This window comes from Microbispora sp. H10830, from assembly GCF_014161375.1.
In the GTDB taxonomy this organism is placed as follows: Bacteria; Actinomycetota; Actinomycetes; order Streptosporangiales; family Streptosporangiaceae; genus Microbispora; species Microbispora catharanthi.
The window spans coordinates 382,312-395,308 of the sequence record NZ_JABBWX010000008.1; the positions used below are offsets into that span (position 1 = coordinate 382,312).

The 12,997-nt window shown below is 71.2% G+C and carries 14 protein-coding genes; 8 read left to right on the forward strand and 6 right to left on the reverse strand.

The genetic code is table 11. The features are described from left to right. Window positions 1–215 precede the first annotated feature (215 nt). The 3 genes from HHX35_RS22410 to HHX35_RS22420 are packed head-to-tail and all read right to left on the reverse strand — an operon-like array spanning window position 216 to window position 2,434. Window positions 216–833, reverse strand: coding sequence for a TetR family transcriptional regulator (locus HHX35_RS22410; protein WP_310739225.1), 618 nt, complete (start codon window positions 831–833; stop codon window positions 216–218). A gap of 18 nt (window positions 834–851) precedes the next feature. Then, window positions 852–1,622, reverse strand: a complete 771-nt coding sequence (locus tag HHX35_RS22415) for a class I SAM-dependent methyltransferase (protein ID WP_182900675.1) — start codon at window positions 1,620–1,622, stop codon at window positions 852–854. Next, window positions 1,619–2,434 carry a sugar phosphate isomerase/epimerase gene (locus HHX35_RS22420; protein ID WP_182900676.1) on the reverse strand — a complete coding sequence of 272 codons (816 nt, stop codon included), beginning with the start codon at window positions 2,432–2,434 and terminating at the stop codon, window positions 1,619–1,621. Before HHX35_RS22420 ends, HHX35_RS22415 begins: the two co-directional genes overlap by 4 nt. Window positions 2,435–2,597: 163 nt before the next feature. Between HHX35_RS22420 and HHX35_RS22425 the strand changes: the two genes are divergently transcribed. From HHX35_RS22425 to disA, 7 genes are all read left to right on the forward strand, one after another. Next, the gene (locus HHX35_RS22425) at window positions 2,598–3,296 is read left to right on the forward strand and encodes a class I SAM-dependent methyltransferase (protein WP_182900677.1); all 699 of its coding nucleotides are present in this window, start codon (window positions 2,598–2,600) and stop codon (window positions 3,294–3,296) included. 67 nt (window positions 3,297–3,363) lie between these two features. Next, window positions 3,364–3,744, forward strand: coding sequence for a MerR family transcriptional regulator (locus HHX35_RS22430; RefSeq protein ID WP_182900678.1), 381 nt, complete (start codon window positions 3,364–3,366; stop codon window positions 3,742–3,744). Beyond that, window positions 3,741–4,055 (forward strand): thioredoxin, encoded by a 315-nt coding sequence (gene trxA / locus HHX35_RS22435; RefSeq protein ID WP_030512307.1) that lies wholly within the window; start codon window positions 3,741–3,743, stop codon window positions 4,053–4,055. Before HHX35_RS22430 ends, trxA begins: the two co-directional genes overlap by 4 nt. Window positions 4,056–4,126: 71 nt before the next feature. Continuing rightward, window positions 4,127–4,540, forward strand: coding sequence for a helix-turn-helix transcriptional regulator (locus HHX35_RS22440; protein ID WP_182900679.1), 414 nt, complete (start codon window positions 4,127–4,129; stop codon window positions 4,538–4,540). After that, window positions 4,537–5,175 (forward strand): SRPBCC family protein, encoded by a 639-nt coding sequence (locus HHX35_RS22445; protein WP_182900680.1) that lies wholly within the window; start codon window positions 4,537–4,539, stop codon window positions 5,173–5,175. The genes HHX35_RS22440 and HHX35_RS22445 overlap by 4 nt, the downstream gene beginning before the upstream one ends. A 63-nt stretch (window positions 5,176–5,238) precedes the next feature. Continuing rightward, entirely contained in the window at window positions 5,239–6,675 is a 1,437-nt protein-coding gene (gene radA / locus HHX35_RS22450) for a DNA repair protein RadA (RefSeq protein ID WP_182900681.1), read from the forward strand. A 195-nt stretch (window positions 6,676–6,870) separates the two neighbouring features. Further along, window positions 6,871–7,959: a DNA integrity scanning diadenylate cyclase DisA gene (gene disA / locus HHX35_RS22455; protein WP_182900682.1), complete on the forward strand. Its 1,089-nt coding sequence runs from the start codon at window positions 6,871–6,873 to the stop codon at window positions 7,957–7,959. Between the two features lie 7 nt (window positions 7,960–7,966). On the opposite strand, the gene HHX35_RS22460 is transcribed toward disA, so the two are convergent. Then, complete coding sequence (locus HHX35_RS22460; RefSeq protein WP_182900683.1) at window positions 7,967–8,668, reverse strand: hypothetical protein; 702 nt, start codon at window positions 8,666–8,668, stop codon at window positions 7,967–7,969. A gap of 139 nt (window positions 8,669–8,807) precedes the next feature. Here HHX35_RS22460 and HHX35_RS22465 point away from each other — a divergent pair, with 139 nt between their 5' ends. Continuing rightward, window positions 8,808–9,674 carry an A/G-specific adenine glycosylase gene (locus HHX35_RS22465; RefSeq protein WP_139577616.1) on the forward strand — a complete coding sequence of 289 codons (867 nt, stop codon included), beginning with the start codon at window positions 8,808–8,810 and terminating at the stop codon, window positions 9,672–9,674. Between the two features lie 15 nt (window positions 9,675–9,689). Here HHX35_RS22465 and HHX35_RS22470 read toward each other — a convergent pair whose 3' ends face one another. Beyond that, complete coding sequence (locus HHX35_RS22470) at window positions 9,690–10,625, reverse strand: TIM barrel protein (protein ID WP_182900684.1); 936 nt, start codon at window positions 10,623–10,625, stop codon at window positions 9,690–9,692. A gap of 375 nt (window positions 10,626–11,000) precedes the next feature. After that, window positions 11,001–12,997, reverse strand: a 1,997-nt coding sequence (locus HHX35_RS22475) for an ATP-dependent Clp protease ATP-binding subunit (RefSeq protein ID WP_182900685.1), incomplete at its 5' end; no start/stop codon positions are given.

Consider the following 12,997-nt stretch of genomic DNA (forward strand, 5'->3'; position numbering starts at 1 on the left):
CATATCGAACGTCGGCGGCCAGCGTAGGAGCGCGGCGCCCTCGCGGGGGCGGTGGAGTCCCGCCCTGTGGATAACGCCTACGCTTCCCGAATGGTACCGGTGAGTAACTTATCCTGGGTCACGCTCGGCGAGTGGCACTTGTCACTGCGTTTCCCGCCGTCGGCACGATACTAGAACAAAGCTCTACAAGAGGGTATGAGAGGGGCGCTCGTAATCTATCCGGCCAGGTAACGCTGCATGGTGGGGCCCAGCAGCGCGACGATCTCCTCGACGTCGGCGGAGGCCATCGGTTCGAACCTGAGGATGTAGCGCGTCATCACCACGCCGAACAACTGCGCGAAGGCCGCCTCCATCCGCAGCGGCGGAACGTCCAGCGCCTCGGCCACCCGGCCGAGGACGGCCGTCGTGAAGAACTCCCGGACCATGCCGACGGCCTGCTCGTTCACCATCGCCGTCCGCACCAGCCCCAGCAGCGGCTCCCTGGCCGCCGGGTCCGCCGTCATCGTCAGGATGAAGCGGACGAGGCGCTCGCCGACCTCCTCACGCGGCCCGGACAGGATGAGGGGAAGCACCGACGAGGGTTCCATCGGCAGCCGCATGGCCGCGACGAACATCCCCTCCTTGCTGTCGAAGTAGTGATGGACGAGAGCCGGATCGACACCGGCCTCCCGGGCGATGCCGCGGATCGTCGCCTTGTCGAACCCCTTCTCCGCGAAGACCCGGCGCGCCGCGGCCAGGATCTCCCCGCGGGTGTCGGCCGCGCCCGGACGGCGGCCGGGCCGCCGCCCCGGTCGCCGCCTGCCGCCCGAGACCTCCGGCACCTCCGTCGTCACGTCGCTCCCCGCTCCAGCTCAGCCCCTGCGGCCCACCGCAAGATACACGCGCATGGGGACGGTCAGCCGCCCGTCGGGAAAGACGCGGCCGAGCTCGGCGCGCTCCCGGGCGAGCAGCTCCGTCACCACGTCGCCCTCCATCCTCGCCATGTACGAGTGGGAGCGCAGGTCGGTCAGGAAGTCCTCCAGCCGCACCGACCTGGTCCAGTCGACCCAGGTCTTCGCCACAACGAGGCCGGCGTCGGACATGGCCGCGGCGATCGGCGGCATGCTCCACCCGGGCAGCACGGGCCCGATGTAGCCGGGGCACGACTCGGCGAGCCGCACCTGGTTGGCCGCCAGCCAGTCCGCCTTGCCGGGGTCCACGCTGTTCCACCAGCCCGCGACCGCGCCGCCGTCCCCGGTCACGCGTACGGCCTCGGCCACCGACAGCGCCGGGTCGAGCCAGTGCCACGACTGGGCGTACGTCACGAGGTCGGCCGCGCCCGTGCGAAAGGGCAGATCGTTCCCGTCGGCCAGCAGGGCCGGGCACTCCGTACGGGCGCGCAGGCGGGCCAGCATCCGCTCGCCGCGGTCCACGGCGACGACCCGGGCGCCGCGGTCGAGCAGGCCCCGGGTCGAGATGCCCGTGCCCGCTCCGACGTCGATCACGGTCGCCCCGGCGAGCCGGACCCCCGACAGGGTCTCCAGCGCGACGTAGAGGGCCTCCGGGTAGTGCGGCCTCGCCGCGTCGTACTCCTGGGAGACGCGGTCGAAGACCCGGTGGCTGTCCGCGAGCCGCTCGTTCATGAGGCCGTCGACGAGGCGGCGTAGTGGAGCCTCGCGAAGGCGAGCGCCTCGGTCAGGTCCTCGATCCGCTCGCTGCGGCTGGTGGCCTTGCGCGTGTTGATCTCCAGGACGATCAGGCCCCGGTAGCCGTTGCCGGCCAGGCGTTCCAGGATCGGCCCGCAGGGCTGCGACCCCCGGCCGGGCACCAGGTGCTCGTCCTTGTTGGTGGTGCCCACCCCGTCCGCCAGGTGCAGGTGGGCCAGCCGCTCGCCCAGTTTGGTCGCCATCTCCATCGCGTCGGACCCGGACACCGCCGTATGGGACAGGTCGAGCGTCACGTCGGGGAAGTCGTAGTCGACGGGGTTCCAGTCCGGCGCGTACGGCACGACCTCATTGCCCCTGGCCCGCAGCGGGAACATGTTCTCCACCGCGAAGACGACGTCGGTCTCCTCGCGCATCCGGGCCAGGCCCTTCTCGAACTCCTTGGCGTAGTCGCGCTGCCAGCGGAAGGGCGGGTGGACGACGACGGTCTGCGCGCCCAGCCGCTCGGCCGCCTCGCGGGCCCTGCGCAGCTTCAGCCACGGGTCGCGGCCCCATACCCGCTGGGTCACCAGCAGGCAGGGCGCGTGCACGGCCAAGATCGGGATCTGGTAGTGGTCGCGCAGCCGTTGGAGGACCTCGATGTCCTGACTGACCGGGTCCTGTCCCACCATGATCTCTACGCCGTCGTACCCGAGCCGGGCGGCCAGTTCGAAGGCGTCCGGCGTACGCTCCGGGTACACCGACGCCGTCGACAGCGCCACCGTGCCGTTGGGCACGCGGATGTCACTCATGAGGCCAGCCTCCCCTGGCGGCCCCCGGGCACGTTCCAGTCCCGTGGCCGTGGCCGTCCGTTCGCTCCCTGCGCCCGTTCACGGATCCAGCCTAAGCCGCACCCGCGCCGTGCGCCGCTTCGCCACAATCAACTACCCAAGGTCGCGAACTAATGTGGGGCGCATGGCACGGATCGTGAGCGGGGCCGTACCCAGTCCGAACATCTGGAACACTCCCCAGATCTACGAGCTGGAGAACCTCGCCGTGGGGCCCGCGGGCGCGGCCGAGTCGGCGATGCGGGCCGTACGGCCCTGGGACGGCGCGACCGTGGTCGAGATCGGCTGCGGCAGCGGCTTCCACCTGTCCGCGCTCGCCGCGTCCGCCGGGCGGGTCGTGGGCGTCGAGCCGCACGGCGGCCTGGCCGCCCAGGCCGCCGCCCGCTGCGCGTCGCTGCCCAACGTCTCGGTGCGTACGGGCACCGCGCAGGCGCTGCCCCTCGCCGACGCGTCGGCCGACGTGGCGATCGCGCGGTGGGCGTACTTCTTCGGGCCCGGCTGCGAGCCCGGCCTGCGCGAGCTGGGGCGGGTGCTGCGCCGGGGCGGCGCGGCCTTCGTGGTGGACGTGGACGCCTCACGCGGGGCGTTCGGCCGCTGGTTCCGCCGATCGCTGCCGTCCTACTCTCCCGAGGCCGTGGAACGCTTCTGGTCCCGGCAGGGCTGGCGGCGCGAGGAACTGGACCTGCGGATGACGTTCCGTTCCAGGGCCGACCTGGAGGCGGTGCTGCGTATCGAGTTCACGCCCGAGGTGGCCGGCGAGGCGCTGCGGGAAGTCGCGGGCCTGGAGATCGACTACCCGAACGTCCTGAGGTGGCGGGAATTCTGAATCCGGGCTTGACCTTGTCACCGACGTCAAGCTTTACCGTCGTGCCCAGGACAGCCGAGGAGGGCCGATGCGGATCGGCGAGCTGGCCCGGCGTGCGGGAGTGAGCCCCCGAGCGCTGCGCTACTACGAGCAGCGGGGGCTCATCCGGTCGCGCCGCTCGGCGAACGGATATCGCGAGTACGACGAGTCGGACGTCCGGATCGTCACCGAGATCCGCGAGCTGATGTCGGTCGGCTTCACGCTGGACGACGCCCGCCCGTTCGTGGACTGCCTGCGGTCCGGACACCCGTCCGGGGGCTCCTGCCCCGAGTCTGTCGCCGTCTACCGGCGCAAGCTCGCCGAGATCGACCGGCAGATCCGCGACCTGCTGGCCCGCCGCTCGGAGGTGGCCGCCCAGTTCGCCGACGCCTGCCCCGGCTGCCTGCTGACACGACGAGGAGAGTCATGATCACGCTGACCGCGGAGAACTTCGACGAGCAGGTGCTGCACAGCGACAAGCCCGTGCTGGTGGACTTCTGGACCGACTGGTGCCCGCCCTGCAAGATGATCGCCCCGATCCTGGAGGAGATCGCCGCCGAGTACGGCGACCGCCTCACCGTGGCCAAGATCAATGCCGACGACCACCCCGAGATCGCCCAGCGCTACAACGTCCTGGGCTTTCCCACGCTGAACCTCTACCGGGACGGCGAGATCGTCCAGCAGATCAGGGGCGCCAAGCCCAAGCGCCTGCTGCTCGCCGACCTCGCCGGCCACTTCTAGTCACACCCGTCTGCCGAGAGCCGCTTATATAAGCGTTGACTTTTATAAGCGGCTCTCGGCATAGTGGGCGCGTGCACGCATTCGACGCGCTGGGGGATCCGGTGCGACGCCGGATCCTGGAGCTGCTCTCCCAAGGCGAGCAGACGTCTGGGGCGCTCACCTCCGCCATCCGCGCCGAGTTCGGGATCTCACAGCCGGCCATCTCCCAGCACCTGCGAGTGCTCCGCGAGTCAGGACTGGCGTCCGTACGGGCCGAGGGCACGCGGCGGCTGTACGCCGTGGAGCCCGAGCCTCTGCGGGAGGTCGACGTCTGGCTGGAGCGGTTCCGCGGCTTGGGGGAACAGCGGCTCGACGCGCTCGGCACCGAATTGGCGCGGGGCAGACGGAAGCGGCGACTCGGACGGCGGCACGGCGGCGGCGATGCCCATCACGCTGCCCATCACGCAGCCCACGACGGACGAACCGACGAGGAAGAGCGGCAATGAGCGACTTCATCGACCAGATCAACCGAGTACACCGCGCGGTCGGCACGCGCGACCTGCAGGAAGGCGAGGCCCGTACGGTGCTGCTGCGGCGCACCTACGACGCCGGGATCGAGGACGTGTGGGACGCCTGCACCGATTCCGAGCGGATCAGCCGCTGGTTCCTTCCGGTGAGCGGCGAGCTGAAGCTCGGCGGGCACTACCAGCTCCAGGGCAACGCGGGCGGGGAGATCCTGCGGTGCGAGCCGCCCCGGCTGCTGCGGGTGAGCTGGCTGTTCGGCGAGAACCCCGGCTTCAGCGAGGTCGAGGTGCGGCTGAACGCGGAGGGCGACGGCCGCACCGTGTTCGAACTGGAGCACGTCGCCGTGGTGCCGCCGGAGTTCTGGGACCGGTTCGGACCGGGGGCCACGGGCGTCGGCTGGGACCTGGCGGTGCTCGGGCTCGGGCTGCACCTGCGCGGCGAGATGCTCGACGACCCCTCGGCGTGGGAGCAGTCGGAGGAGGCACGCGAGCTCATGAGGCTCAGCAGCGACCTGTGGGGCGAGGCATACCGGGCCTCCGGCGCGCCGGACGACGTGGTGACCGCCGCGGTCGCCGGCACCACCGCCTTCTACGTGCCGGAGAAGCCGGCGAACTAGTTCTCGGCCCTTGCCGCCGCTTTCCTGAAGGGATTGTCAGCGGCGGCCGGTAACCTCCCGCACGTGAGCAAGGCAGCGAAACCGGCGTACCGGTGCGGCGAGTGCGGCTGGACCACGGTCAAGTGGGTCGGCAGGTGCGGGGAGTGCCAGGCGTGGGGCACGGTCGAGGAGGCCGGCGCCCGGCAGGGCGTCCACGTGGTCAAGCCGGGCGCGGTCTCCGCCCCCGCCGTCCCGATCGGCCAGGTGAAGACCGAGGTCGTCAGCTCGCGGACGACCGGAGTCCCCGAGCTCGACCGCGTGCTCGGCGGCGGCCTCGTCCCAGGCGCTGTGGTGCTCCTGGCGGGAGAGCCCGGCATCGGGAAGTCGACGCTGCTGCTGGAGGCCGCCGCCCGCACCGCCAGCGGCGAGACCGTCCTCTACGTGACCGGCGAGGAGTCGGCCGCCCAGGTGCGCATGCGCGCCGATCGCATCGGCGCGATCGAGGACAGGCTCTACCTGGCCGCGGAGACCGACCTGTCGGCCCTGGTGGCGCACGTCGACAAGGTGCAGCCGACCCTGCTCATCGTCGACTCGGTCCAGACGATCGGCTCGGCCGACGCGACCGGGGTGCCCGGCGGCGTGACCCAGGTCAGGGAGGTCGCCGGCAACCTGGTCCGCCTCGCCAAGGAGCGGGCCATGTCCACGGTGCTCGTCGGCCACGTCACCAAGGACGGCACGATCGCCGGGCCCCGGGTGCTGGAGCACCTGGTGGACGTCGTGCTCCACTTCGAGGGCGACCGCAACTCGCGGCTGCGCCTGGTGCGCGCGGTGAAGAACCGGTTCGGCCCGATCGACGAGGTGGGCTGCTTCGACCTGCACGAGCGCGGCATCACCGGGATCACCGACCCCAGCGGGCTGTTCGTCTCCCGCCATCCCGAGCCGGTGCCGGGCACCTGCGTCACCGTCACCATCGAGGGCACCCGGCCGATCCCGGCCGAGTTGCAGGCCCTGGTCGGCCCGACCGAGGCTCCCCAGCCCCGCCGCACGTCCTCCGGCCTCGACTCCTACCGGGTGGCGATGGTGCTCGCCGTCATGGAGCGGCGGCTCAACGCCAAGATCGGCAAGTGCGACGTCTTCACGGCCACCGTGGGCGGGATCCGCCTGACCGACCCCGCCGTCGACCTCGCGCTGATGCTGTCGGTCGTCAGCGCGGCCGGCGACCAGGCCCTGCCCGCCGGGCTCGTCGCGCTGGGCGAGGTCGGCCTGGCCGGTGAACTGCGGCCGGTGCGGGAGGTCCGGCGGCGGCTGGCCGAGGCGGCCCGGCTCGGCTTCACCAGGGCGCTGGTGCCCACCGGCTCGCTGGAGGAGGAAGGCCCACGTCTGGAGGCGTCGGCGAGCCGCGGCCGACTCGTGGCGCTGCGCTCGCCGACCGGCCGCACGACGCCGTTCGCGCCGGGCTTCGAGGTTACGGAGGTGGAGAACGTGTGGGACGCGCTCAACCTCATGAGGTCGTCGGGGTGATCGGTCGTCACACCTGTGAGCAAGGCGTCACGCCGGTAAACTCTGTTGCCTGCCCCGTCGGCCGTGGCCTCGCCCCCGCGCCCCCGAGGGGCTTCACAGGGCGTCCGCGGAGCGCCTCGCGGATCTCGCCGCGACAAGGGATCGGTAGGAAGACGATCTGACGGATAACGACCGGGCGAGCCCACTGGGGTGCATGTGCTGGACAACGACAAGGCGATCGACGACCGCAGAAGGGCCGTGCTCGCCGCGCTCGCTCCGGGGACGGCGCTGCGTGACGGCCTGGAGCGCATCCTGCGCGGCCACACCGGCGGCCTGATCGTCCTCGGGTACGACCGCACGGTCGAGGACATCTGCACCGGCGGGTTCACGCTCGACGTCGAGTTCTCCGCGACCCGCCTGCGCGAGCTGGCCAAGATGGACGGCGCGATCGTGCTCGACACGGCCCACCTCAGGATCGTGCGGGCCGCCGTGCATCTCGTGCCCGACCCGGCCATCCCCACCGACGAGTCCGGCACCCGGCACCGCACCGCGCAGCGGGTGGCCAGGCAGACCTCGCTCCCGGTCATCGCGATCAGCAAGTCGATGCGGATCATCGCGCTCTACCTCGACGGCATCCGCCACGTGCTGGAGGAGTCGGCCGCGATCCTGTCCAAGGCCAACCAGGCCCTGGCGACGCTCGAACGCTACAAGAAGCGGCTCGACGAGGTCTCCGGCAACCTGTCGGCCCTGGAGATCGAGGACCTCGTGACGGTCCGCGACGTGGCCGTCGTCGTCCAGCGCCTGGAGATGGTCCGCCGCATCGCCCGCGAGATCGAGGGATACGTCGTCGAGCTCGGCACCGACGGGCGGCTGCTGTCGCTCCAGCTCGACGAGCTGTTCGCGGGCGTGGAGACCGACCGCGTGCAGATCATCCGCGACTACGCGCCCGGCTCGCTCGGCGCGCGGCCGTACGGGGACGCCGACGCCATGCGCGAACTGGACGAGCTGTCCTCCGGCGACCTGCTCGACCTGTCGAAGGTGGCGCAGATTCTGGGTCACCATGGCGGCGACGCGCTCGACACGCCGGTCAGCCCACGCGGCTTCCGGCTGCTCACCAAGGTCCCCCGCCTGCCCGGGGCGATCGTCGACCGGCTCGTGAGCCACTTCGGCGGCCTGCAGAAGCTGCTCGCGGCCAGCACCGACGACCTCCAGGCCGTCGGCGGCGTGGGCGAGACCCGGGCGCGCAGCGTCCGCGAGGGCCTGTCCCGGCTCGCCGAGTCGTCCATCCTGGAGCGCTACCTGTAGGTCTCGGTCAGCGCAGGTGGAAGACGATCTTCGGACTCTTCAGCCGGCCCGAATGCGCGGTCGCGACGTACGTGCCGGGGTCGGCGGGCGACCGCTTGCCGGCGCACGTGCTCCCCGACCGGTGGCGGTCCCACCGGATCGAGCGGACGTAGGGGATGCCGCGCTCCAGCAACTGCCTGTCCACGCCGTCGCCCGCCACGCAGTCGGCCGTCGACCACACGCGCTCGCCGCCCGACAGCACCCGCATCTCCAGCGTGCGCGGCCCGACGTCCACCGTGCACTCGACCTTGCCCGTGCTCACGACCGTCAGCAGGAAGGTCGGCGTGACATCCTTGCCGTACACCTCCTGACCGGACTGCAGCGCGAGCACGAGGTCCTTCTCGTCGCAGGGGTCGCCCGGGCGCCGCGGCTTGCCGGGCGAGGGCGATACGCCCGCGGAAGCGGACGGCGACGGCTGCCCCGGGACGGCGGCGCCGGAGACGGCGGGCGTCTTCGGAGCCAGCCCGGCGGGCAGCGAGACGACCAGCCGGTCGGAGGGCGTCGCCTTGACGGCGGCGGCGGTCTCGTCCGGCCGTCCGGAGGCGCTGCTGCACGCCCATGCCACGACCGCCACCACGACGAGCATCCCCGTGAGCACCGACACCCGGCGGCGCCAGTAGACGTCCGCCCCCTCGACGCCCACGTCACCACGGAAAGTGTCCGGATCCATACGCACAGTATGGAGAGCCCTGGCGGGCCAGAGGTAACGGCTCGCTGAACCTTGTCCTTCTCCAGATCACAGCCTCGCCGGGTCTTTGCGCAATCGGGCGCCGTACGCTCCGCAGCGCGGCTCTCGGTACAGTCGGGGCGTGTCCGCCTCCTTGCGTGAGCCCATCCTCGACTGGTACGCCGAGCACAACCGCGACCTGCCCTGGCGGCGTCCCGACGCGACCCCGTGGGGCATCCTGGTGAGCGAGATCATGCTCCAGCAGACGCCCGTCGCCCGGGTGCTGCCCGTCTGGACCGAGTGGATGGAGCGCTGGCCCACCCCGGAAGCGCTCGCGAAGGAGTCCCCCGGCGAGGCCGTACGCCACTGGGGGCGGCTCGGCTACCCGCGCAGGGCGCTCAACCTCCACGCGTGCGCCCGGGCCGTCACGGCCGACCACGGCGGGCGCGTGCCGTCCACCTACGACGAACTGCGGGCCCTGCCCGGGATCGGCGACTACACGGCGGCGGCCGTGGCCAGCTTCGCGTACGGCGGCAGCCACGCGGTGCTGGACACGAACGTGCGGCGGGTGCTGGCCAGAGCGGTGCGCGGCGAGGAGTACCCGCCGAAGGCGCCCACGGCGGCCGAGCGGCGGCTCGCGGAGTCACTGGTGCCCCCGGTCGGCGCGCCTCGCTGGGCCGTGGCCGTGATGGAGCTGGGCGCATTGGTCTGCACGGCCAGGGCGCCCCGCTGCGAGCGCTGCCCGGTCACCGCGCAGTGCGCGTGGCGGCTGGCCGGGCGTCCGGCCCACGACGGCCCGGCGCGGCAGGGCCAGACGTACGCGGGGACCGACCGGCAGTGCCGCGGCCGGCTGCTCGCCGTGCTCCGCGAGGCGCACGGGCCGGTCCCCAAGGAGGCGCTGGACGCCGTCTGGGCCGACCACGTGCAGCGCGAGCGCGCACTGGACGGTCTCCTGGACGACGGCCTGGCCGAGGTCCTCCCCGACGGCACCTACCAGTTGCCCTCCTGACGCCTTTGGGCGCTGTCAGGCGGCGAGCTTGAGGCCGAGCGCGGTGAGGTTGCGGCGGGTCCAGTCGAGCTCGTCGGCGAGCTTCGCCACCAGGGCGGCGGGCCCCTTCGCCTTGGGGGAGGTCAGGTCGTGGGCCTCCACCTCGACGTGCGCGGTGCCGTTCACCGCCCCGGACAGGATCGCGGTGAGCGTGTCGGCGATCACCGGCTGGGTGCTGGGGATCTCCTGGCTGTGGTTGTGCACGTGGCTCAGCTTGACCACGGGAGCCCCGGCGAGAGCGAGCCCGCGCAGCGCCGCGTCGGGCTCCTCGGCGCCGCAGGACAGGTGGCAGGCGTCCAGGCAGACGCCGAGGTGATCGGAGTCGATGTCGCAGACCCGCTCAAGGGCCTGCTCGGTGGTCTCCAGCACGCAGCCCGGCCAGGGCTCGAAGCCGACCCTGACGATCTTGCCGGTGACGCTGTAGAGGCCGCGCAGCTCACGCGACAGCCGTTCGAGCCGGCGGGAGGCGATGGTGTGCAGGTCGGCGGGCCAGTCGCGGCGCCAGCCGATCGGGATCGTGGAGATGCTGCCCGACTGGACGTCGTCAGGCAGCAGGAACGCGAGGATCTTCGCCAGCGCCATGGTGTAGCGGTAGCGCTCGGGCTTGGCCCAGTCGGGTCCGGGAACCTCCTGGTTGCGCCCGCCGGTGCCGTTCAGGCTGACGCACTCCAGGCCGCGCTCCTCCAGCGACCGGCGCAGCCGTACGAGCTCGATGCGATCGGCGATGAGGTGGTCCGCCACGGCGGGAGCGAGCCACAGGCCGACGCCCAGCCGGTCGACTCCCAGCTTCCTGCGCACCGGCACGGCGTAGCGCGTGAGGTGGGCGATCAGGTTCTCCAGATCCTCGGCGGGATGTACGCCCGCGTTGTAGGCCAGGTGAACCAGCGTCCCGTCGTCGTGCAACAGGCGCATCAGGTGCCTCCAAGGGCTTGTGCACTTCCGGACCGCCAATTCGCCCACAGGGCGTGTCCCGACCGCATGGGACTCCGGTCCTCCTACCGCCGGGATCTCTCCCGGGCGGACCGAGCTTCCCCCGTGCGCCCGGTCCTACGCGTCCGCCCCGCAGCGGATTGTCCTGTACGCCGCAGGGATGACATGCCGTCCACTCGCACTCATGGCATACCGCGAGCGGACTCTACAAAGTGTAGTACTACGTCCGGTGGCGTGATACCGGTTCTCGCCTTCTCGGCGCGAAGGTGACCGCACCGTGACCGAGGTACGGCCGAAAACGCCGAGGGGCGCTCCTCACGGAGCGCCCCTCGGGTGGAACGGGTTATCGCAGGCGGATCAGCGCTGGACCGCCTCGGCGATGGAGGCCGCAGAGTCCGGGACCGCCGGGCTCTTCGCCTCACCGGTGAAGGTGAACTTCGCGGCGTCGCCTTCGCCCTCGATGTCGATCTTGACGACCTGGCCCGGCCGCAGCTCGCCGTAGAGGATCTTCTCCGACAGCGTGTCCTCCAGCTCCCGCTGGATGGTCCGCCGCAGCGGGCGGGCGCCCATCACCGGGTCGTACCCGCGGTCGGCCAGCAGCTGCTTGGCGGCCGGGGTCAGCTCCAGGCCCATGTCGCGGTCCTTGAGCCGCTCGGCCACCTGGGCGAGCATCAGGTCCACGATCTGGATGATCTCCTTGGGCGTCAGCTGGTGGAAGACCACGATGTCGTCGACGCGGTTGAGGAACTCCGGCCGGAAGTGCTGCTTGAGCTCCTCCTGCACCTTGGCCTTCATCCGGTCGTAGTTCGACTCGGTGTCGTTGGAGCGGGCGAACCCGACCCCGATGCCCTTGGAGATGTCCCGGGTGCCGAGGTTGGTCGTCATGATGATGACGGTGTTCTTGAAGTCCACCACCCGGCCCTGGGCGTCGGTCAGCCGGCCGTCCTCCAGGATCTGCAGCAGCGAGTTGAAGATGTCGGGGTGGGCCTTCTCGATCTCGTCGAACAGGACCACCGAGAACGGCTTGCGCCGCACCTTCTCGGTCAGCTGGCCGCCCTCTTCGTACCCGACGTAACCGGGCGGGGAGCCGAACAGCCGCGAGACGGTGTGCTTCTCCATGAACTCCGACATGTCGAGCATGATCAGCGCGTCTTCGTCGCCGAACAGGAACTCCGCCAGCGCCTTGGACAGCTCGGTCTTACCGACACCCGACGGACCGGCGAAGATGAACGACCCACCCGGACGGCGCGGGTCCTTCAGACCGGCGCGGGTGCGGCGGATCGACCGCGACAGCCCCTTGATCGCGTCGTCCTGACCGATGATCCGCTTGTGCAGCTCGTCTTCCATCCGGAGCAGCCGCTGGGACTCCTCCTCGGTCAGCTTGAACACCGGGATGCCGGTGGCGGTGGCCAGGACCTCGGCGATGAGCTCCTCGGTCACCTCGGCCACGACGTCCATGTCGCCGGCCTTCCACTCCTTCTCCCGCCGCTCCCGCTTGAGCTGCAGCTGCTTTTCCTGATCCCGCAGCGCCGCGGCCTTCTCGAAGTCCTGCGCGTCGATCGCGGACTCCTTCTCCCGCCGCACGTTCGCGATCTTCTCGTCGTACTCGCGCAGGTCCGGCGGCGCCGTCATCCGGCGAATGCGCATCCGCGAGCCGGCCTCGTCGATCAGGTCGATCGCCTTGTCCGGCAGGAAGCGGTCGCTGATGTACCGGTCGGCCAGCGTCGCCGCGGCCACCAGCGCGCCGTCGGTGATCGACACCCGGTGGTGCGCCTCGTAACGGTCCCGCAGACCCTTGAGGATCTCGATCGTGTGCGACAGCGACGGCTCGGCCACCTGGATCGGCTGGAACCGCCGCTCGAGCGCGGCGTCCTTCTCCAGGTGCTTGCGGTACTCGTCGAGCGTGGTGGCACCGATGGTCTGCAGCTCACCGCGGGCCAGCATCGGCTTGAGGATGCTGGCGGCGTCGATGGCGCCCTCGGCGGCGCCCGCGCCGACCAGTGTGTGCAGCTCGTCGATGAACAAAATGATGTCGCCGCGGGTGCGGATCTCCTTGAGCACCTTCTTCAGGCGCTCTTCGAAGTCACCGCGATAACGGGAACCGGCCACCAGCGCACCCAGGTCGAGGGTGTAGAGCTGCTTGTCCTTCAGCGTCTCGGGCACCTCACCCTTGACGATCTTCTGCGACAGGCCCTCCACCACGGCGGTCTTGCCCACACCGGGCTCGCCCACCAAAACCGGGTTGTTCTTCGTCCGGCGGGACAGCACCTGCATGACCCGCTCGATCTCCTTGTCCCGGCCGATCACCGGGTCGAGCTTGCCCTCCCGCGCGGCCTGCGTCAGGTTGCGCCCGA